A 17,563-nucleotide genomic window follows, 5' to 3' on the forward strand; every position below is an offset into this window, starting at 1 on the left:
AGATGGCACTTTCGGACGACCAAAAAAGCCAGATCGCCGCGCAGCGCGCCGCGGGTGCCGAGACCCTGCGCGCGGTCGCGCCGGGCATGGAAGCGCGGCTCTACACCGCCCACGAGGTACTCGATCACGGCTTCGTCCGGGTCATTGATTACATGGGCGACGACAGCGCCATCGTGCAGGCGGCGCGGGTCTCCTACGGGGAGGGGACAAAGCATGTCTCCAACGACGAGGGCCTTATCCGCTACCTCATGCGACACTGGCATTCGACGCCCTTCGAGATGTGCGAGATCAAGCTCCACGTGAAGCTGCCCGTCTTCGTGGCGCGGCAATGGATCCGGCACCGGACGGCCAACGTGAACGAATATTCCGCGCGTTACTCCATCCTCGACCGGGAGTTCTACATTCCCGCGCCCGAGCACGTGGCGGCGCAATCGGCGGTAAACAACCAGGGCCGGGGAGAGACGCTCGAAGGCGCGGAGGCCGCGCGGGTGCTTGAGCTGCTCAAGGCCGATTCAACGCGGGCCTACGACAATTACGAGGCGATGATCTCGACAGAGGGGCAGCAGGGGCTGGCGCGCGAGCTCGCGCGTATGAACCTGCCGACCAATATCTACACGCAGTGGTACTGGAAGGTGGACCTGCACAATCTCTTCCACTTCCTGCGCCTGCGCGCCGACAGCCACGCTCAGTACGAGATCCGCGTCTATGCTGACGAGATGTGCAAGATCGTGGCGGATTGGGTGCCGCTCGCCTATCGCGCGTTCGAGGATTACCGCCTCGGCGGGGCGACGCTCAGCGCACGGGCGCTGGATTGCGTGAAGCGCATGGTGGCGGGTGAAACCGTCACGCAGGAAAGCTCAGGCATGTCGAAGGGCGAATGGCGCGAATTCGAGGCTATGATGGCCTCGTGAGGCGGGGAGGCCGTTGAGGCCTCTGCCGCGAAATCAACTGCCTAAAATTGCATCAACTGAAATCAGGCCGCTTCCGATTGCGCCTTCAATGAGGCGTGGCGCGGCCTGCGCGAACCTCTCGGGGCGAGCCCTGCGGCGCTCGCCCGAGTGCTCTACTCTGCCTGGAGATCCCCGGCCATCGTGCGACCGTCACGGCCCTCGATGACTTCAAAGGTCACTTTCTGATTGTCGGCAAGGCCGGTGAGGCCTGCACGCTCTACGGCGGAGATATGAACGAACACATCCTTGCCGCCGCCTTCCGGCTCGATGAAGCCGTAGCCTTTCGTCGTATTGAACCATTTTACGGTGCCGCTGGGCATCGCCATCTCCTTCTGCGTCCCGCCGGAGTCCAGGGCGGCTCTGTCCGACGCCGCGGTTGTGCGCGTCATGAGTTTCAACTAGGCGGATATGCCGAAAGGCAAGGGGCGCGACACCGTGATACTCTATGGATTAAAGAGCTGTGACACATGCCGGAAGGCGCGCAAGGCGCTGCCCGATGCGGTGTTCCGGGATGTGCGCGCGGAGGGGCTGCCCGCGGAGGTCCTTCAGAGCGCCCTTGCAAAGTTCGGCGACGCACTCGTGAACAGAAAATCCACCACCTGGCGCGGGCTTTCGGAGGACGAGCGCGCGCGTCCGGCCGCCGATCTGCTCGCCGCCGAACCCACGCTCATGAAGCGGCCGCTGATCGTGGACGGGGCCAAGATGACGCTCGGCTGGGATGCCGAGGCGCAGGCCGCCTGGGACTAGGCGAGGGCGGGCTCCGGCACGCGGGCTCCGAAGAAAAGCCGGTCGAGCGAGAGCGGCCCGCCGCCCTTCAGCACGAGAATGAGGAGTGCGAGGACCCAGAATGCGCGCTGGTCTGCGATGAGGGCGTCGGAGGCGCGGTCGAACCAGGCGCCAAAGGTGCCGTTGGCAAACGCGCCGTGGCCCACGACATCCGTCCAGCTCTGCACGATCACAAAGACGATCATGCCGAGCGCGGCCAGCCGTGTGAAGAGACCGAGGATGATGAGCGCGGGCAGCACGAACTCCGCCACGGTGCCTGCCGTCACTACCAAATAGTGAAAGATACCGAGACCGGACGGATCATAGCCCGCGGCCTCCACCGCGCGAGGAAAGATCTGCACGTACGCCCCGAAATCCGGATTGAGAAACCCGAAGATGCCTGCCCCGAGCTTCGTAAGCCCCGAGCCCCAGAAATAGAGCAAGAGTGCCCCGGCGAAGACAAGCCGCGCGCCGGTGGTGAGGACCGGGGTGCTGATGGCCTCGAGCGGGTCGGTGAGGCGGGCGGTGACGTCTTGCAATGCCATGGGAAGAACTTTCAGGTCGTGAGATCGGTGAAGGCCCCGCGCCTAAGCGCGAGGCCGAGGAGCGGCCCGAGGCCGGTGGCGGGATCGAGGGTCGAAGTTTCGAGGGCAGTGCCCAGAGTTGCGCCGGAGCGAAGCGCCTCCAGGAAGGCGGCGGCCTCGGGTGCGATGGGGTCCACTTCGGGGTCAAAGCCTGGCCGCGAGACGAGCACGCACTCGGAGCGCGCGGCCGGTTTCGGGCCGCCGCGCTGGCGCTTCCAGATGCCATGGATCTGGTAGGAGGAGCGGATAATCTGGACCGCGGGCGCGAATGTGAGCCGCACGGCCATGAGTGCCTCGGGTTCCATCTGGAGCGCTTCGGGCGCGATCGGGTCGGCGTCTTCGGCGTGGTAGGCCTGGCGGAGCGCGAGGTCGATGCGCGCGACGTCCGGCAGGTAGGGGAGATGCAGCACCGGCGCGAACCCGGCAAGGAACTCCGGCATCTCCGCCCCGTAGAACATCATCAGCGGCGAGGCGGGCGGATGTTGGCGCAGGAAGACGCCCGCCATCGCCCGGAAGAAATCATCGCCCACGAGGCCGTGGACAGTTGGGAAAGCTGTCACGAGCGCGTCGGTGAGGCTCACGGCCACGTTGTTGCGATAGACGTCGAAGCGCTTGCCGGCGGCGCGGCCCTGCCCGTCGCTGAGCCCTTCTGGGGCGGCGGCCTCGGGCGTGAGGATGGCCCGCCGGAACGCCCCCTGGCGGGTCATGTCAGGACAGAGAGCGCCGCGTCCGCCCGTTCGGCCTCGGCGCGCAGCGTGGGCCAGTCGGGGACGTCGGTGTCCCATTCGATGAGCGTGGGGCGCGGGCCGGAGCGCGCGAGGGTGTAGTCGTAGAGCGCCCAGACCGGGTCCACGATCTCGCGACCGTGGCTGTCGATGAGAAGGGGCGCACCATGCTCGTCCTCGTCTTCGTCATGGCCACCGAGATGGATCTCGCCGACCTTCTCGAGCGGGTAGGCGTCGATATAGGCGCGGGCATCCATCTTGAGATTTGTGGCCGACACAAAGACGTTGTTGACGTCGAGGAGGAGGCCGCATCCGGAGACATCGCTCACCCGGGCGAGGAAATCGGTCTCGCTCATCGTGCTCTCGTCGAACCAGAGGTAGCTCGAGGGGTTCTCGAGAAGCATCCGGCGGCCCACGTGATCCTGCACCTCCATGATGTGGTCGGCGACGCGGCCCACCGTCTCAGCGGTGTAGGGCAATGGCAGGAGGTCATTGAGAAACGCGCTGTCATGGCTCGACCAGGCGAGGTGCTCGGAAAAACTCGCGGGCTTCACCCGGTCGCAAAGCGTCCGCAGGCGGGCGAGATGCGCGGGATCGAGCGGGCCTTCGCCGCCGATGGAGAGGCCCACGCCGTGGACGGAGATCGGGAAACGCTCGCGCAGATGGGCGAGTTGGGCCAGCGGGCGCCCGCCACCACCCATATAATTCTCTGCATGGACCTCGAGCCAGCCCACGGGGCCGGGCGCGGCGAGGAGCTCCGAATAGTGCTGGGGCTTGTAGCCCACGCCGGGAACGAGGGGCAGATCGGAGAAGGAGCCGTCGAGCATGTCTGATCTTCCTTCAGCAGGGTTGCCCCCGCCGGGCCCCCATGATTGGGCCACCGGCGGAGGCATTGGGTCGGTGCGCGGCGCTTATGCCGGCAGGTCGCGGTCGAGCGCCTCGAGGGAGCCCATGCGGGCGGAGCCATCGGCCATGTCCGGCACTTCGATCTCGGTGCAGGTGCCAGCGGGGACGAGGGTCCAGGCATTGCCCTGGAAGTCCACGGTGGAGGTGCCTGCGCAGGTCGTGCCGGGGCCCGCGGCGCAATCGTTTTCGCCGGCGAGGGAGACGCCGTAGCATTTCTCTTGCGCCTGGGCAGCGGCAGGGGCGGCCATCGACGTGGCAAGCGCGGCAGCGACGGCGCCAGCGACGGCGAGGGTCTTGGTGGTGTTGGACATGGGTCGAGATCCTTTGAACTGAGATGTGCACCGTGGTGTGCAACGAAAACATGGGCGAGGGTGCCGCTGACATTCCAATCACACGGGCGTCAAACACAGCCGCGTGACCGCGTGTTATGACATCATCGCAAAAATTGCAGCAAATTGGAGCCCGTCGAGGCCGGTGCGGCCACGCGTCGCCCATGTTTGTAACATTGCTGCACTGCCGCGCCCGGCGCGCCTGCAGCCTCCCGTGGCTGCTGCGAAGGTCAAAACAGCCCTCGCGACCGAGCCGCGAGCGATGCGCGGGATCCATTGGTGCGACTCGGTGTGACGAGGAAGGGTTTGAGGAAGGCGGCTAAACGCCCCCCGCGACGAAGGACGGCTGCCTCGCGAGGCTGCTGTTCAGCCGTCGAGCAGATCGGGGGGCGTGGCCTCCTGCGCAAGCTCCGCGACAACCTCATCGAAGCCCACCACGCGGCTCTGCTTCTCGCCAAGGCGGCGAAGCGAGGCGGTACGCTCCTCCACCTCGCGCATGCCAAGCGCGAGGATCACCGGCACCTTGCCCACCGAGTGCTCGCGGACCTTGTAGTTGATCTTCTCGTTGCGCACGTCGGCCTCCGCACGCACGCCCGCCGCGCGCAGTGCCGCGACCATCTCGTGCACGTAGTCATCCGCGTCCGAGACGATGGCCGCCACGACCACCTGCCGGGGGGCGAGCCAGAAGGGCAGCTTGCCCGCATGCTCTTCGATCAGGATGCCGATGAAGCGCTCGAAGGAGCCGAGGCAGGCGCGGTGGAGCATGACGGGCGTGTGCTTCTCGCCATCCGCGGCAATGTAGCTCGCGCCCAGACGCTCGGGCATGTTGGTGTCGACTTGCAGCGTGCCGCACTGCCAGTTGCGCCCGATGGCATCGGTCAGCGTGAATTCGAGCTTTGGCCCGTAGAAGGCACCTTCGCCCGGCAGGAGCTCGAAATCGTAGCCGGCCGCGCGGCAGGCCTCGCCGAGTGCGGTCTCCAGCACGTCCCACGTCTCGTCGCTGCCGATCCGTTTTTCGGGGCGGGTGGAGAGCTTGATGGTCCAGTCGGTGAAGCCGAGATCCGCATATACCTTGGCGAGGAAGGCGATGAACTTCGCCGTCTCGCTTTCGATCTGGTCCATGGCGCAGAAGATGTGACCGTCATCCTGGGTAAACCCGCGCACGCGCATGATGCCGTGGAGCGCGCCCGAGGGCTCGTAGCGGTGGCAGGAGCCGAACTCCGCGATGCGGAGCGGCAGGTCGCGATAGGATTTCAGACCCCAGTTGAAGACCTGCACATGGCCCGGGCAGTTCATGGGCTTGAGCGCATTGACCGCCTTGGTCTGGGCGTGCTCTTCGTCGACTTCCACGAGAAACATGTTCTCCTGGTACTTGTCCCAGTGGCCTGAAGCCTCCCAGAGGGAACGGTCGACGATCTCGGGCGTATTGACCTCCTTGTAGCCGTCCCGCGCCTGCATGCGGCGCATGTAGTCGAGGAGGGTGGTGTAGATTGCCCAGCCGTTGGGATGCCAGAAGACCTGTCCGCGGGCCTCTTCCTGGATGTGGAAAAGGTCCATTTCCTTTCCGAGCCTGCGGTGATCGCGCTTTTCGGCCTCCTCGAGGAAGGTGAGGTGCTTTTTCAGCTCGTCGCGGTTGAGAAAGCCCACGCCGTAGATGCGTTGCAGCTGCTGGCGGTTCGAGTCGCCGCGCCAGTAGGCCCCGGCGACGGACATGAGCTTGAAGCCGTCCGCGGGCACCTGTCCGGTATGCTGGAGGTGCGGGCCGCGGCAGAGGTCCTGCCAATCGCCATGCCAGTACATCCGCAGCGGCTCGTCGCCGGGGATGCTCTCGATCAGCTCCACCTTGAAGGGCTCGCTGCGCTCCTCGTAATGCGCGATGGCGCGCGCACGGTCCCAGACTTCCGTGCGCACGGGGTCACGAAGGTTCATGATCTCCTTCATCTTCTTCTCGATGGCGCCCAGATCTTCGGGGGTGAAGGGCGCCTCCCGGTCGAAGTCGTAATACCAGCCGTTCTCGATGACGGGGCCGATGGTGACGCGCACATCGGGCCAGATCTCCTGCACGGCGCGGGCCATGATGTGCGCCGCGTCATGGCGAATGAGTTCCTCGGCTTGGGCGCGGTCCTTCATGGTGTGGATGGCGATCTCGGCATCGGCCATGACCGGCCATTGCAGATCGAAATGCTGGCCGTCCACCGTGGCGCTGATGGCCTTCTTGGCGAGCGAGGTGGAGATGTCGGCGGCCACTTCGCCCGGCGTGATGCCGGACGCGTAGCTGCGCTGATTTCCATCGGGAAGGGTGAGGGTAATGGACTTGTCGTCACGGGCCATGTGCGGCCTCCTCGTCGGTTTGGCGCCCACGGAACGCCCGGTTGCGGGTATGGTTGACGCCCGTGTGACTGAGGGCGCAGGTCATGTCAAACGCTATCGCGGGCCCCGGCGCCGTCCGCGGGAGGCGATGGCGAGACCGAGCCGAACGGGCAGCAGGGGCGCGCGGTGGCACCGGATGCCTCCAGCGGCCCTCCGGGGGAGGTACGGGGCACAAAGAAGACGGGAGAAGTCTGCTGGACCGAAGGACGTGGTGGCCGGGGCCTAGAGCAGCCGATCGATCTGCGCTGTCGTCAGCAGGAGGCCCGCCAAGAAGCCGAGGCCGGCAGGAACCCAGAAATACGCGCGGGGGCCTGGGTCGGACTCCGGGCCGGGATCATGCGCGGCGCCGGCACGCGTGCCGCCGCCGAAGATCCAGCTCGAGAGGCGGTCTTCAAGCTTGGCCCAGAGCATGACGCCGCCCCAGAGGAGCGCGCCGAGCCCGGCGCCGATGAAGGCAACTACGATGCCCTCTGTGACGGCGGCGCGCACGGTGAGCCCGGCTGCCAGACCGAGGAAAAAGCCCACGGGCACCCGCCCCAAACCGCTCAACATGCGCATGCCACTGGTCTCCCTTCGCCCGCGCGGTATGCTCGGGCAAGATGGCGAAAAGAGGGCAGGGCCCATGGGCACGTTCGAGCCGCGGCTGGCGGCATTCGAAGCGCGTGTGCGCGAAAGCTTCGGCAAACAGATTATCGCGGAGAGCCTCGGGCTTTCCATGCCGCTTTGCGAGGCTGGGCACGTGGTGCTCGAGATGCCCTTCAACGCGCGTTTCGTGCAGCAGCACGGGTTTCACCACGCGGGCGTCACGACGACCGGCATGGACAGCGCCTGCGGCTACGCGGCCATGACGCTGATGGAGTCTGATGCGGAGGTGCTCACCGTCGAGTTCAAGACCTCGCTCCTCGCGCCTGCGGCGGGGGCCATGTTCCGCTTCGACGGGCAGGTCATCCGCGCGGGGCGCACGCTCCTTTTCACCGAGGGGCGCGCGGAGGCGGACGGCAAGCTCATCGCGACGATGTCGGCGACGATGATGGCCGTGCGGGGCCTCCGGGGCTGAGGCGGCGCGACAGGCGCAGGTTCGCGAGGGCCGCCACCATCATGAGGGCCGCGGCGATTCCCAACGCATCGAGACCCGCGAGCGAGATCACGCCCGCGCCGATGCCCGAGCCCACGGCGCTGCCCACGTAGATGGCAGAGGCGTTGAGCGCCAGCGCCACGGGGGCCTGCGCGCCGCAGAGCTCGACGAGGCGGAGCTGCTGTGCCGCGCCGAAGCTCCAGCCCACCGTGGACCAGACGAGGGTCCAGGCGAGGAGGGCTATGCTCGGCACGGGCAGGAGGCTGTAGAACGGCAGGAGCGGGATCTGGAGGACCACGAGGAGCGTCAGCGTCCGGCCCGCGCCGATCCTGTCGGCGAGCGCGCCTCCGAGGATATTGCCGATGACAGCGCCCACGCCGAAGACGAGGAGGACGAGGGTGATCTCGTCGCGCCCGAAGCCCATGCGCGCGCTCAGGAGCGGGGCGAGATAGGTGTAGAGCAGGAAGATCGCCGCGAGGAAGCTCGCGGTGAAGCCGATGGCCACCATCATGGGCCCGTCTCGGAGCACGGCGCTGAGGTCTGAGAGGCTCGTGGCCTGGAAGGACAGCCCCTTCGGCACCTTTGTCCAGATGAGGAAGATCACGGGCACCGCCAGTGCGGCGACGATGAGGAGTGCTGCGCGCCAGCCGAAGGTGTAGGCCACCCAGCTCCCGGCGGGGATGCCCAGCACCTGCGCAAGCGTGATGCCGAGAAAGACGGTGGCCAGGGCCTTGGCCCGGTTTTCCGGTGGCGCGAGACCAGCCACGATGGCGGCGGTGACGGGCGTCACCACGCCGGCCCCGGCCGCCGCCAGGACCCGCGTCGCCCCCAGCACCTCGAAGCTCGGCGCCATCGCGCCCGCCCCTGCAGCCACAGCAAAGAGGCCGAGCCCGCCCGCCAGCACGCGCCGCCGCCCGACGCGGCCCGTGAGCGCCACGAGGACTGGCGAAAGCGGCGCGTAAGCGAGAGCGTAGATGGTCAGAAGCGTGCCCGCCGCGCCCGCGCTCACGTCGAGGCCCTCGGAAACCGGCTCGATGATCCCGATGACGACGAAGGCGCCCATCCCCACGACGAAGTTGCCGAAGGCGAGGAGGATGAGGAGCTGTCGGGTGAGCGGGCTTGCGGCAGTCATGGCCGAAGGGTCGCGCGGGAGGCGGCGAGGTCAAGCCCGCCGCGCGCGGCGCATGCCTTTGTATGCCGCGAGCATTCACCCAGGCGCATGAAATCATGAGACAATTTATGGTTTTGACCGGCGCGCGAAGCGGCTATGTTTCTTATAAGAAACTGCCGAAAACGACAGATCAGGGGATGAGCACGACATGGCCGGCTATAACAAGACATTCGAATTGAGCGTGGAAGACCTCGAGCTGATCGAGACGGCGCTCTATCGCAAGAAAGCGGAGCTCGCGCGGCAGCGCATCGACGCGCTGAAGGCCGATGCCGCGCCGGAGGTGCTCGATGACGAGATCCGGGAGATCGCGGGGCTGCTCGGGCGGCTGCATAACCAGAAGGTCTTTTACCGCCCGAAGCGCGGCGTTTATGTCGGCGGCTAGGCCAGCCGCAGGATCTCCACGGCGAGCGCGAGGGGGCAGAGCCAGCCGAGCGTGAAGAGGATCGGACGCCAGGGAAACGTGAAGCGCCCCCAGATCATCAGCATGGCGTGAGCCACGCGCAGCCAGAAGAACGCCGCCACCGCCGTCACCGTCACGGCGCTCGTGACCGCAGCCGCCTGTGCCACCAGCACAAGCACGGCAAGCGGCATGGCCTGCTCCAGCAAGTTAAGATGCGCGCGATTCGCCCGCTGCACCCAAGGAACCATGCCGTGGATGTTGGCACGCCCGTCCTCTGTGACCTGCGCGCCGCTTTCGGTGGCATTCACGCCGATGATGAACGGGATCCAGAGGCTCGCCGCCAGCACCATGGTGAGCGTGAGCCAGGTGAGTTCGGCGCTCATACCGCACCCGCCTCGTTGAAGCGCACGCTTTCGCCGGTCTCAAGGTAGGTCTTGAGCCCAGCAAAGAGCCGGACCCATCCGTCAGCCACGCCCTCTCCATGGACCACCGGGAAGGTGAGGTCGTAATGCTCGAGCGTGAGCGCGCACACTGCGCCTTCCTGACGCAGGTGATAGACGACGCGCGAAGGCGCGCCACCGCCCTCCCAATGGGGCTCGAAGGTTTGCTCGATCCGTGTTTTGGGGTCGAGCTTGATATCGCGCATGTCCATCATCGCTTGGCCCGGCGCAAAAGCGTAGCGGATGGTGTCATCGTCGCGGGAGATATGCTCCGTCAGGAAGTGATAGCGGGCGATGATTGCGGGATCGGTCAGCGCATCCCAGAGCGCGTCGAGGCTACAGCGGATATAGGTCTGCAGGACGTAATCGGGCTTCGTCATGGTCTCTCCTTGGGGATGAAGGGTCATTTGGGGGTCTCCTTTTCGGATTGGTCCGGTGCAGCCGGAGGGGAGGCGCGGAACTTTGGTGCCGTGCCGGTTTCGAGGAAGGTCTTGAGGCCCGCGAGCGCTCGTGCCCAGCCATCGGCCATCTCCGCCGTCGCACCCTCATGGGTGAGGGTAAGCTTCGTGTGCGGGCCCTCGGCGGTGATGCGATGGGTGAGATCGCTGGCGGCCAGATCAGCCCAATGGGGCTTGAAGCGGGCATGGAGCGCCGCGTCCGTCTCCGCGGTTTCTTCGAGCGTGAGCATCTTCGCGCCGCCGCGGTAGAAGGTGAGGCGCGTGCCCGTGCGAATGACGCGGTCGGCCATGTAGGAATAGGCGGCCTGGGCGTCCGCGTCCTTCAGCGCTGCGCGCACGCGGTTGGGCGGCACGGCGATATAGGTGGTGAGCGTGAGCGTCTCGCTCCGTTCCAGATGCGCCTTCAAATCGAGGACACCCCGCGCGGCGGGCCGGACCATGGGCGCGATCCAGCGATCAAGCGTCTCCTGGAGTGGGGCAGGGTTCAGGTAGTGGTACTTGTAGCGGCCCCGTTTGAGGGTCGTGATGAGGCCCGCGTCCTCCAGCACTCCGAGATGCTTCATGACGCCGAAGCGCGTCATCTCGAAGCGTGCGCCAAGGGCGGTGAGCGTCTGCCCGTCCTCCTCACGCAGCGCATCGAGGAGGTCACGGCGGGCCGGATCGGCCATGGCTTTGAAGATCGCATCCATGGATTATAAGGTGACCATGTACTCACGTGAGTCAATAGTCACTTATATGCGCGCGGCGAAACGGCTACGAAACGCCCGAAAAAACGCGAAAAGAGGAGCCAGCCATGGCAGAGCCCGACACCCTCGAGACGCCTCAGGGCCGCCGCATCGCCTACCACCGCAGCACGGGCGTGGAGCCTGGCATCGTCTTTCTCGGCGGATTCGCCTCTGACATGACGGGATCAAAGGCCACGCATCTCGAGGCGTGGTGCCGCGCGCAGGGGCGCGCCTTCCTACGGTTCGACTATTCGGGCCACGGCGCATCCTCGGGCCGCTTCGAGGACGGCTCCATCGGGGATTGGGCCGAGGATGCGGAGGTGGCCATCACCGCGCTGACGGAGGGCCCGCAGGTGCTTATCGGCTCCTCCATGGGGGGCTGGATCTCGCTCCTGATGGTCAAGCGGCTCGGCGCGCGGGTGGCGGGCCTCGTGACCATCGCCGCCGCGCCCGATTTCACCGAAGACGGCTACTGGGCCGAGTTCTCCGAAGATCAACGCGCCGCGCTCATGGCGGAGGGGCAGGTCGCCGTGCCGTCGGATTACGGCGATCCCTACATCATCACGCGCCGCCTCATCGAGGACGGCCGCGCCCATCTCGTGCTGCGCACGCCGCTCGCGCTGCCCATGCCCACGCGCATGCTGCAAGGCACGGCGGACACGGTCGTACCCATGGCGCGTGCGGTAGAGATCCTCGCCCATGTCAGCGGGGACGATATCCGCCTCGTCGCGCTCAAGGACGCCGACCACAGCTTCTCTAGCCCCCGCGCTCTCGCCGTCCTCGAGGATGCGACGCTGAACGTCCTCGCGGCGCTGGGCGGCTAGCGCGGGATCGAGGGGCCAGCCCCTCGAGCTCCCCGAGGTACGGAGCACAAAGAAGCCGCGGTCCGCGCGGGGCAAACGGCGGGGCGCACTCCTGGTTTCTTTGTGCCCCGTACCTCCGCCGGAGGCATCCCAAGCGGGCCCCGTGACGTTAAGTTTCCTTTTGCGCGCGGGGGGAGAGCCGTTAGCGTCGCCCGAAAGATGCGCGGGGAGGGAACATGGCGCTATCGATCGGGCAGAAGGCGGGCTGGGGGCTCGCCGATATGGGCATCGTGGTCTTCGTGATCGTCAAGCAGCTCCTCGTGCTGGCGTTCCTGACCTCCTATCTTGGCGTCGATGCGGCGCTGGCGGGCGCCATCGCCACGGGCGTGCTCCTCTTCGACATGATCACCGACCCCGCCATCGGCTATCTCTCGGACCGGACCTCAAGCCGATACGGCAGGCGCTATCCGTGGATGGTGAGCGGGGCGGTTGTCCTCGCGCTGGGCACCTATCTCATGTTCGCGGTGCCGCCCGGCGGCACGCCCGCCTTCAACGCGCTCTGGTTCACCGGCTTCTTCATTCTGGCCACTGTGGGCTTCACAATGGTGGCCATCCCCTACGGCGCCACGGCCGGGGAGATGACCCAGGATGCCCGCGAACGCTCGGCCATGGTGGCCTGGCGCATGGGCTTTGCCTCGATCGGCATCCTCATCGGGGGCGCGGTGCTGCCTGCGCTGGCCGGAGGCACGCTCGCGGGCCACGCGACCGCGGCGCTCATCGTGGCGCCCGTCATCATCGGGGCGGTCTGGCTCTCGGTCTTCTTTACCCGCCGCGCGCCGCGGATCTCGCTTCCGTCGAGCGTGAGCCCCGTGCGGATGATGGGCCTCGTGATCCGGAACCGCGCCTTCGTCGTGCTCGCGCTCCTTTACGGCGTCATGACCTTCTCGGTGGCGCTGATCACGGCGGGGCTCGCCTTTGCCGTCATCTATCTCATCGAGGATACCGGTGCGACGCCGCTTTCGGGGCTCGCGGGCGCCCTCGGCGCGCTCTCGCTGCTCCTCGGGATGTTCGTCTTCGGCTCGATCCTCTCCCAGGTCGTTTGGGTGGTCCTGTCGAACAGGCTGGGCAAGACCGTCGCCCTCTGCGTGGGGCTCGTGGCCTATATAGCGCTGCTCTGCGGGCTCTACGCGGCTTTGCCCTCCACGAACGTCACCACCGTGGCCGTGCTTTTCCTCATCGCGGGCTTCACGAACGGAGCCTACCAGCAGATCCCCTGGGCCATGTACCCCGACCTCATGGACGTCACCCGGGCCGAGACCGGCGAGGCGATCGAGGGCGCGTTCTCGGCGATCTGGCTCTTTGGTCAAAAGCTCGCCAACGCCCTTGCCCCGGGGGCCATGGGGCTCATTCTCGCGCTCTGGGGCTGGCAAGCGACGACGGAAGGGCGCATCGCGCAGGTTCCCGAGGCGCTGAGCGCGCTGCACTATGCCATGACCCTCGTGCCAGCGGCGATTTTCGGCGTCTCGATCCTCGCGCTCCTCGCTCTCTATCGCCCCATGGCGGCGCGGGTGATCGCCCGGCCGTGACCCCCGGGCGCGGGTATTTTGCAAGCGTATGCAAAAATCCCTTGAGGCAGGTCGGCCATGCTCTATGCTGGGCCTGACAGCAGACAGGGAGGACGCGATGGCGCAGTATCTCAAGCGCGGAAAACCAGCCGAGGAGCGGGCCGAGGACGATGCGAAAGTGCGCGGCATCGTGGAGGGCATCCTTAGCGACATCGAGGCGCGCGGGGACGCGGCGGTGAAGGACCTCTCCGCCAAGTTCGACAAGTACGAGCCGCAGGCCTTCAAGCTCACGGCATCCGAAATCGAGGCGGCGATGCAGAAGGTGTCCAGCCGCGAGATGGACGATATCCGCTTCGCGCAGGCCCAGATCCGGCGCTTCGCGGAGGCGCAGAAAGCCTCCATGCACGACATCGAGGTGGAGACGATGCCGGGCGTGATCCTCGGCCACAAGAACATCCCGGTGAATTCCGTGGGCTGCTACGTGCCCGGCGGCAAGTTCCCCATGGTGGCCTCCGCGCACATGTCCGTGCTCACCGCGAAGGTCGCGGGCGTGAAGCGCATCGTGGCCTCCGCGCCGCCCGTGCAGGGCGCGCCGCATCCCGCCATCGTGGCCGCGATGCACGAGGGCGGGGCGGACGAGATCCTCGTCCTCGGCGGGGTGCAGGCGGTGGGCGCCATGGCCATCGGTACCGAAACCATCGCGCCCGTCGATATGCTCGTGGGGCCCGGGAATGCCTTTGTCGCGGAGGCCAAGCGGCAGCTTTTCGGGCGCGTGGGGATCGACCTCTTCGCTGGGCCCACAGAGACCTGCGTGATTGCCGACGACACGGTCGACGGTGAGATGTGTGCGACGGACCTTCTGGGCCAAGCCGAGCATGGCTACAACTCTCCCGCGGTGCTGATCACGAATTCGAAGAAGCTCGCAGAGGACACGCTCTCGGAGATCGAACGCATTCTCGAGATCCTGCCCACGGCCGAGACCGCGCGGGTGAGTTGGGAGGAATACGGCGAGGTGATCCTGTGTGACTCCTACGAGGAGATGCTCACTGTCTCCGAGGATATCGCTTCCGAGCACATCCAGGTGATGACGGACCGCGACGACTGGTTCCTCGAGAACATGACGAATTACGGCGCGCTCTTCCTCGGGCCGCGCACCAACGTCGCAAATGGCGACAAGGTCATCGGGACGAACCACACGCTGCCCACGAAGAAGGCCGGGCGCTATACCGGCGGGCTCTGGGTGGGCAAGTTCATCAAGACGCATTCCTACCAGAAGGTCACGAGCGACGAGGCGGCGACCCTGGTCGGCGAGTATGGCTCCCGGCTCTGCATGCTGGAGGGCTTCGTGGGCCATGCCGAGCAATGCAACGTCCGCGTGCGCCGCTATGGCGGGGTGAATGTGCCCTACGGCGAGGGCGCGCCCTACCGCGAGGCCGCCGAGTGATGTGGGAGTGGGTGGGCCCGCCCACCCGCGCCTTTTCGGGGGCTCTGCCCCCGGACCCCCGAGGTACAGGGCACAAAGAAGCATGGCTGAGGCGGTAGAGGCATTCGCACGGGGACTTTACGACTATTCCGGGCCGATGAACGGCTTGTCCGGGGCCGTCTGCCGGATGCCCGAGCCGTTTGGAACCCGTGACGCGGCCGGGCTTTGGGATGTGTATGCGGAGCTCGGCGCGGCCTGGCCCGATCTGGAGCGGCGGCGTTACATCTCGATCGCCGGCGTGGACGGGCAGGGTCTCCCGTGGGTTGGCGAAGCGGGCACCTATGTCGGCACCTTTGCCGGGGATTGGCTCGGCATTCCGGCCACGCGGCGCACGGTGCACATGCGCTTTCACGAGTTCTTTCGTCTCGACGGCGCGGACATCGTGGAGACGCAGTTCGGCTGGGACATCCCCGAAGTCATGATGCAGGCCCGCGCCTGGCCCATGGCGCCGTCGCTCGGGCGCAACTGGTGTGTTCCGGGGCCTGCGACCTCTGACGGGATTTCGCCTGGCGGGGAGGGAGCGGCGGCAAAAGAGCTCGTGCTCGAGATGCTTGGCGCCATGTCCCGGCACCCGGCAGAGGGCGGGCCCGAGGTCATGGAGATGGAGCGCTTCTGGCACCCGAAGATGCACTGGTACGGCCCGGCCGGGATCGGAACGGCGCGGGGCATCGCAGGCTTTCGCCGCCAGCACCAGATCCCCTTCCTGGCCGCCATGCCCGACCGCGGAAAGTATCGCGAGGAGATGGTCTACCACTTCTTCGCCGAAGGAAATTACGTGGGCGTCACGGGCTGGCCCAACATGCGCCAGACGCTGAGTAACGCGGGCTGGCTCGGGCTGCCGGGGGTGGGCCGCGAGGTCACGCTCAAGTCGCTCGATTTCTGGCGCATCGAGAACGGGCTCATCCGCGAGAACTGGGTTCTCGTTGACCTCATCGATCTCTACCAGCAGCTTGGCATCGACGTCTTCGCGCGGATGGAGGAATTGCGATGATGGAGCAGCGCGTCTCGCTCATCACGCTCGCTGTCACTGACATGGCGCGGTCCGCTGCGTTCTACGAAGCCCTGGGCTGGGAGCGGAAAGAAACAGAGGATGCGGGCATCACGGTCTTCGAGCTTCTCGGGCAGGTGCTGGGCCTCTATCCGGCCGAGGCGATGGCAAAGGACCTCGGCACCGCGGTGACGCCGGGCTTCTCGGGGATCACGCTGGGCTATAACGTCCGCGAAAAGGCGGAGGTGGCCGCGATCTGCGCGCTTGTCGTGCCAGCGGGCGGGCGGGTGCTCAAGGAACCGCACGACATTTTCTGGGGCGGGCATTCCGCCTTTGTCGCGGATCCCGATGGCTACGTCTGGGAGCTGAGCCACAACCCGTTCTCGCCGCCTGCCGAAGACGGCTCGTTCAGCTGGGGATGAGAGCGCCGCGCTCATACACCGCGCTCGAGGCGCTCGGGCGCGCGCGTCTGTCGCGGCATTTCGAGATGCGCAATTTTATGACCTCCGAGATTGCGAATTTCTACCGGCTGCAGAATTTCCCGTCCGACCCCGATCTGGCGCTTGCGGCAGGACGCAAGCTCGCCAAGCACTGCCTCGATCCGCTCGTGGAGACCTTCGGCCCCATCGACATCCGCTCGGCCTACCGCTCGCCGGAGATGAACGATTTTGGCGCGACGCAGGTGAACCCGCAGAAATGCGCGCGGAACGAGGCCAATTACGCGCATCACATCTGGGATGTGCGCGACGCCAAGGGCCGGATGGGGGCCTGCGTCTCGGTGGGCGTGCCGTGGTTTGCCGCGCAGTATCGCCGGGGGCGCGACTGGCGCGATCTGGCCTGGTGGCTCTTCGATCATCTGCCGTTCCAGGAGGTCTATTTCTTTCCGAAGAACGCGGCTTTCAACATCCATTGGCGGGAGGGCCATTTGGCCCATCGCATCCTGAGCTATGCCCGGCCCAAGGGAACGCTCTTCAAGCCGGGGATGACGCCGGACCCCGAGAGGACCCAGCGCTACGCCGATTTTCCGCCCTTCCGCGGGATCACTTATCCCGCCATCCCCGGAGACCACGATGCTGCCTAGGACCCCCTCTTTCAGGCTGGACGGAAAGCGCGCGCTCGTGCCGGGCGGCTCTCGTGGCATCGGGCTGGGCTGCGCGGCGGCGCTCGCCGAGGCGGGCGCGCATGTTGTGCTCGCGGCGCGGAGCGCGGGGCAGGTCCAGGAGGCTGCGGAGGCCTTGCAGTTGGCCGGATATGCAGCGGAGGGCGTGACGCTCGACGTCACGGATCGCGCCGCCGTTCGTGCCGTCTGCGCAGAGCCGTTCGACATTCTCTGCAACTCCGCCGGGCTCGCGCGCCACGCCGCCATGCTCGACGTGACCGAGGAGGATTTCGACGCCGTCACGGCGATAAACTTCAAGGCCGCTTTCTTTCTCGCGCAGGAGGTGGCGCGGCAGATGCCGCGCGGCGGCTCAATCATCCAGATCTCGAGCCAGATGGGCCATGTGGGCGGGGTGGACCGCAGCGTCTATGCCGCGACGAAGCACGCGGTGGAGGGGATGACGAAGAGCATGGCCATCGACCTCGGTCCGCGAGGCATCCGGGTGAACACGATCTGCCCTACCTTCATCCGCACGCCGCTGACGGAACAGACCTTTTCGAACCCCGAGCGCGTGAAATGGATCGAGGAGAAGATCAAGCTCGGCCGCGTGGGCGAGGTGGAGGACATCATGGGGGCGGTGACATTCCTCGCCTCGGACGCGGCCGCGCTCGTTACCGGCACGTCCATCCTCGTCGATGGCGGCTGGACGGCCGGATGACCCGCGCGC

General features: G+C 66.5%; 22 protein-coding genes. 11 read left to right on the forward strand and 11 right to left on the reverse strand.

The genetic code is table 11. The features are described from left to right. The first annotated feature begins 2 nt into the window (after positions 1 to 2). Positions 3 to 911, forward strand: coding sequence for an FAD-dependent thymidylate synthase (thyX, locus tag AAFM92_01420; GenBank protein MEL7299018.1), 909 nt, complete (start codon positions 3 to 5; stop codon positions 909 to 911). 152 nt (positions 912 to 1,063) lie between these two features. On the opposite strand, the gene AAFM92_01425 is transcribed toward thyX, so the two are convergent. After that, a complete protein-coding gene (locus AAFM92_01425; GenBank protein MEL7299019.1) occupies positions 1,064 to 1,270 on the reverse strand; it encodes a cold-shock protein in 207 nt (68 codons plus the stop codon). A gap of 115 nt (positions 1,271 to 1,385) precedes the next feature. On the opposite strand from AAFM92_01425, the gene AAFM92_01430 reads away from it, so the two are divergent. Next, complete coding sequence (locus AAFM92_01430; protein ID MEL7299020.1) at positions 1,386 to 1,697, forward strand: ArsC/Spx/MgsR family protein; 312 nt, start codon at positions 1,386 to 1,388, stop codon at positions 1,695 to 1,697. Here AAFM92_01430 and AAFM92_01435 read toward each other — a convergent pair. The 6 genes from AAFM92_01435 to AAFM92_01460 form a co-directional block, all read right to left on the reverse strand. Further along, positions 1,694 to 2,260, reverse strand: a complete 567-nt coding sequence (locus tag AAFM92_01435; GenBank protein MEL7299021.1) for a DoxX family protein — start codon at positions 2,258 to 2,260, stop codon at positions 1,694 to 1,696. The two genes, AAFM92_01430 and AAFM92_01435, sit on opposite strands and share 4 nt — an antisense overlap. A gap of 11 nt (positions 2,261 to 2,271) precedes the next feature. Continuing rightward, the gene (locus AAFM92_01440; GenBank protein MEL7299022.1) at positions 2,272 to 3,006 is read right to left on the reverse strand and encodes a DNA-binding domain-containing protein; all 735 of its coding nucleotides are present in this window, start codon (positions 3,004 to 3,006) and stop codon (positions 2,272 to 2,274) included. Next, on the reverse strand, positions 3,003 to 3,851 hold the full coding sequence (locus tag AAFM92_01445; protein ID MEL7299023.1) for a DUF692 domain-containing protein: 849 nt from the start codon (positions 3,849 to 3,851) through the stop codon (positions 3,003 to 3,005). The genes AAFM92_01440 and AAFM92_01445 overlap by 4 nt, the downstream gene beginning before the upstream one ends. 84 nt (positions 3,852 to 3,935) lie before the next feature. Further along, on the reverse strand, positions 3,936 to 4,241 hold the full coding sequence (locus tag AAFM92_01450; GenBank protein MEL7299024.1) for a DUF2282 domain-containing protein: 306 nt from the start codon (positions 4,239 to 4,241) through the stop codon (positions 3,936 to 3,938). 384 nt (positions 4,242 to 4,625) lie between these two features. Then, positions 4,626 to 6,590: a threonine--tRNA ligase gene (thrS, locus tag AAFM92_01455; protein ID MEL7299025.1), complete on the reverse strand. Its 1,965-nt coding sequence runs from the start codon at positions 6,588 to 6,590 to the stop codon at positions 4,626 to 4,628. Between the two features lie 261 nt (positions 6,591 to 6,851). Further along, entirely contained in the window at positions 6,852 to 7,187 is a 336-nt protein-coding gene (locus tag AAFM92_01460; protein MEL7299026.1) for a hypothetical protein, read from the reverse strand. A gap of 64 nt (positions 7,188 to 7,251) precedes the next feature. Between AAFM92_01460 and AAFM92_01465 the strand changes: the two genes are divergently transcribed. Continuing rightward, positions 7,252 to 7,686 carry a PaaI family thioesterase gene (locus AAFM92_01465; protein ID MEL7299027.1) on the forward strand — a complete coding sequence of 145 codons (435 nt, stop codon included), beginning with the start codon at positions 7,252 to 7,254 and terminating at the stop codon, positions 7,684 to 7,686. On the opposite strand, the gene AAFM92_01470 is transcribed toward AAFM92_01465, so the two are convergent. Continuing rightward, the gene (locus AAFM92_01470; GenBank protein MEL7299028.1) at positions 7,634 to 8,836 is read right to left on the reverse strand and encodes an MFS transporter; all 1,203 of its coding nucleotides are present in this window, start codon (positions 8,834 to 8,836) and stop codon (positions 7,634 to 7,636) included. The two genes, AAFM92_01465 and AAFM92_01470, sit on opposite strands and share 53 nt — an antisense overlap. 187 nt (positions 8,837 to 9,023) lie before the next feature. Between AAFM92_01470 and AAFM92_01475 the strand changes: the two genes are divergently transcribed. Beyond that, on the forward strand, positions 9,024 to 9,257 hold the full coding sequence (locus tag AAFM92_01475; protein MEL7299029.1) for a hypothetical protein: 234 nt from the start codon (positions 9,024 to 9,026) through the stop codon (positions 9,255 to 9,257). On the opposite strand, the gene AAFM92_01480 is transcribed toward AAFM92_01475, so the two are convergent. The 3 genes from AAFM92_01480 to AAFM92_01490 are packed head-to-tail and all read right to left on the reverse strand — an operon-like array spanning position 9,254 to position 10,862. Beyond that, a complete protein-coding gene (locus AAFM92_01480) occupies positions 9,254 to 9,658 on the reverse strand; it encodes an MAPEG family protein (GenBank protein MEL7299030.1) in 405 nt (134 codons plus the stop codon). The genes AAFM92_01475 and AAFM92_01480 overlap by 4 nt on opposite strands. Then, positions 9,655 to 10,122 (reverse strand): SRPBCC domain-containing protein, encoded by a 468-nt coding sequence (locus tag AAFM92_01485; protein MEL7299031.1) that lies wholly within the window; start codon positions 10,120 to 10,122, stop codon positions 9,655 to 9,657. Before AAFM92_01485 ends, AAFM92_01480 begins: the two co-directional genes overlap by 4 nt. After that, entirely contained in the window at positions 10,119 to 10,862 is a 744-nt protein-coding gene (locus AAFM92_01490; GenBank protein ID MEL7299032.1) for a helix-turn-helix domain-containing protein, read from the reverse strand. The genes AAFM92_01485 and AAFM92_01490 overlap by 4 nt, the downstream gene beginning before the upstream one ends. Before the next feature lie 104 nt (positions 10,863 to 10,966). Between AAFM92_01490 and AAFM92_01495 the strand changes: the two genes are divergently transcribed. From AAFM92_01495 to AAFM92_01525, 7 genes are all read left to right on the forward strand, one after another. Beyond that, on the forward strand, positions 10,967 to 11,722 hold the full coding sequence (locus AAFM92_01495; protein ID MEL7299033.1) for an alpha/beta hydrolase: 756 nt from the start codon (positions 10,967 to 10,969) through the stop codon (positions 11,720 to 11,722). A gap of 215 nt (positions 11,723 to 11,937) precedes the next feature. Beyond that, positions 11,938 to 13,287 (forward strand): MFS transporter, encoded by a 1,350-nt coding sequence (locus AAFM92_01500; GenBank protein MEL7299034.1) that lies wholly within the window; start codon positions 11,938 to 11,940, stop codon positions 13,285 to 13,287. A 97-nt stretch (positions 13,288 to 13,384) separates the two neighbouring features. Next, entirely contained in the window at positions 13,385 to 14,710 is a 1,326-nt protein-coding gene (hisD, locus tag AAFM92_01505) for a histidinol dehydrogenase (GenBank protein MEL7299035.1), read from the forward strand. 166 nt (positions 14,711 to 14,876) lie between these two features. Further along, positions 14,877 to 15,740: an ester cyclase gene (locus AAFM92_01510; protein MEL7299036.1), complete on the forward strand. Its 864-nt coding sequence runs from the start codon at positions 14,877 to 14,879 to the stop codon at positions 15,738 to 15,740. Beyond that, positions 15,737 to 16,159 carry a VOC family protein gene (locus AAFM92_01515; protein MEL7299037.1) on the forward strand — a complete coding sequence of 141 codons (423 nt, stop codon included), beginning with the start codon at positions 15,737 to 15,739 and terminating at the stop codon, positions 16,157 to 16,159. The genes AAFM92_01510 and AAFM92_01515 overlap by 4 nt, the downstream gene beginning before the upstream one ends. Continuing rightward, the gene (locus AAFM92_01520; protein MEL7299038.1) at positions 16,156 to 16,818 is read left to right on the forward strand and encodes a hypothetical protein; all 663 of its coding nucleotides are present in this window, start codon (positions 16,156 to 16,158) and stop codon (positions 16,816 to 16,818) included. The genes AAFM92_01515 and AAFM92_01520 overlap by 4 nt, the downstream gene beginning before the upstream one ends. Continuing rightward, complete coding sequence (locus AAFM92_01525) at positions 16,808 to 17,554, forward strand: SDR family oxidoreductase (GenBank protein MEL7299039.1); 747 nt, start codon at positions 16,808 to 16,810, stop codon at positions 17,552 to 17,554. Before AAFM92_01520 ends, AAFM92_01525 begins: the two co-directional genes overlap by 11 nt. Positions 17,555 to 17,563 lie beyond the last annotated feature (9 nt).

The sequence above is a fragment of the Pseudomonadota bacterium genome (assembly GCA_038533575.1).
In the GTDB taxonomy this organism is placed as follows: Bacteria; Pseudomonadota; Alphaproteobacteria; order Rhodobacterales; family Rhodobacteraceae; genus Shimia_B.

Coding starts and splice junctions, on each gene's coding strand:
- AAFM92_01475 (MEL7299029.1), top strand. CDS start 9,024: ATGGCCGGCTATAACAAGACATTCGAATTGAGCGTGGAAGACCTCGAG.
- AAFM92_01500 (MEL7299034.1), top strand. CDS start 11,938: ATGGCGCTATCGATCGGGCAGAAGGCGGGCTGGGGGCTCGCCGATATG.
- thrS (MEL7299025.1), bottom strand. CDS start 6,590: ATGGCCCGTGACGACAAGTCCATTACCCTCACCCTTCCCGATGGAAAT.
- thyX (MEL7299018.1), top strand. CDS start 3: ATGGCACTTTCGGACGACCAAAAAAGCCAGATCGCCGCGCAGCGCGCC.
- AAFM92_01445 (MEL7299023.1), bottom strand. CDS start 3,851: ATGCTCGACGGCTCCTTCTCCGATCTGCCCCTCGTTCCCGGCGTGGGC.
- AAFM92_01435 (MEL7299021.1), bottom strand. CDS start 2,260: ATGGCATTGCAAGACGTCACCGCCCGCCTCACCGACCCGCTCGAGGCC.
- AAFM92_01425 (MEL7299019.1), bottom strand. CDS start 1,270: ATGCCCAGCGGCACCGTAAAATGGTTCAATACGACGAAAGGCTACGGC.
- AAFM92_01520 (MEL7299038.1), top strand. CDS start 16,156: ATGAGAGCGCCGCGCTCATACACCGCGCTCGAGGCGCTCGGGCGCGCG.
- AAFM92_01465 (MEL7299027.1), top strand. CDS start 7,252: ATGGGCACGTTCGAGCCGCGGCTGGCGGCATTCGAAGCGCGTGTGCGC.
- AAFM92_01480 (MEL7299030.1), bottom strand. CDS start 9,658: ATGAGCGCCGAACTCACCTGGCTCACGCTCACCATGGTGCTGGCGGCG.
- AAFM92_01525 (MEL7299039.1), top strand. CDS start 16,808: ATGCTGCCTAGGACCCCCTCTTTCAGGCTGGACGGAAAGCGCGCGCTC.
- AAFM92_01470 (MEL7299028.1), bottom strand. CDS start 8,836: ATGACTGCCGCAAGCCCGCTCACCCGACAGCTCCTCATCCTCCTCGCC.
- AAFM92_01495 (MEL7299033.1), top strand. CDS start 10,967: ATGGCAGAGCCCGACACCCTCGAGACGCCTCAGGGCCGCCGCATCGCC.
- AAFM92_01510 (MEL7299036.1), top strand. CDS start 14,877: ATGCCCGAGCCGTTTGGAACCCGTGACGCGGCCGGGCTTTGGGATGTG.
- AAFM92_01485 (MEL7299031.1), bottom strand. CDS start 10,122: ATGACCCTTCATCCCCAAGGAGAGACCATGACGAAGCCCGATTACGTC.
- AAFM92_01460 (MEL7299026.1), bottom strand. CDS start 7,187: ATGCGCATGTTGAGCGGTTTGGGGCGGGTGCCCGTGGGCTTTTTCCTC.
- AAFM92_01490 (MEL7299032.1), bottom strand. CDS start 10,862: ATGGATGCGATCTTCAAAGCCATGGCCGATCCGGCCCGCCGTGACCTC.
- AAFM92_01440 (MEL7299022.1), bottom strand. CDS start 3,006: ATGACCCGCCAGGGGGCGTTCCGGCGGGCCATCCTCACGCCCGAGGCC.
- AAFM92_01450 (MEL7299024.1), bottom strand. CDS start 4,241: ATGTCCAACACCACCAAGACCCTCGCCGTCGCTGGCGCCGTCGCTGCC.
- hisD (MEL7299035.1), top strand. CDS start 13,385: ATGGCGCAGTATCTCAAGCGCGGAAAACCAGCCGAGGAGCGGGCCGAG.
- AAFM92_01515 (MEL7299037.1), top strand. CDS start 15,737: ATGATGGAGCAGCGCGTCTCGCTCATCACGCTCGCTGTCACTGACATG.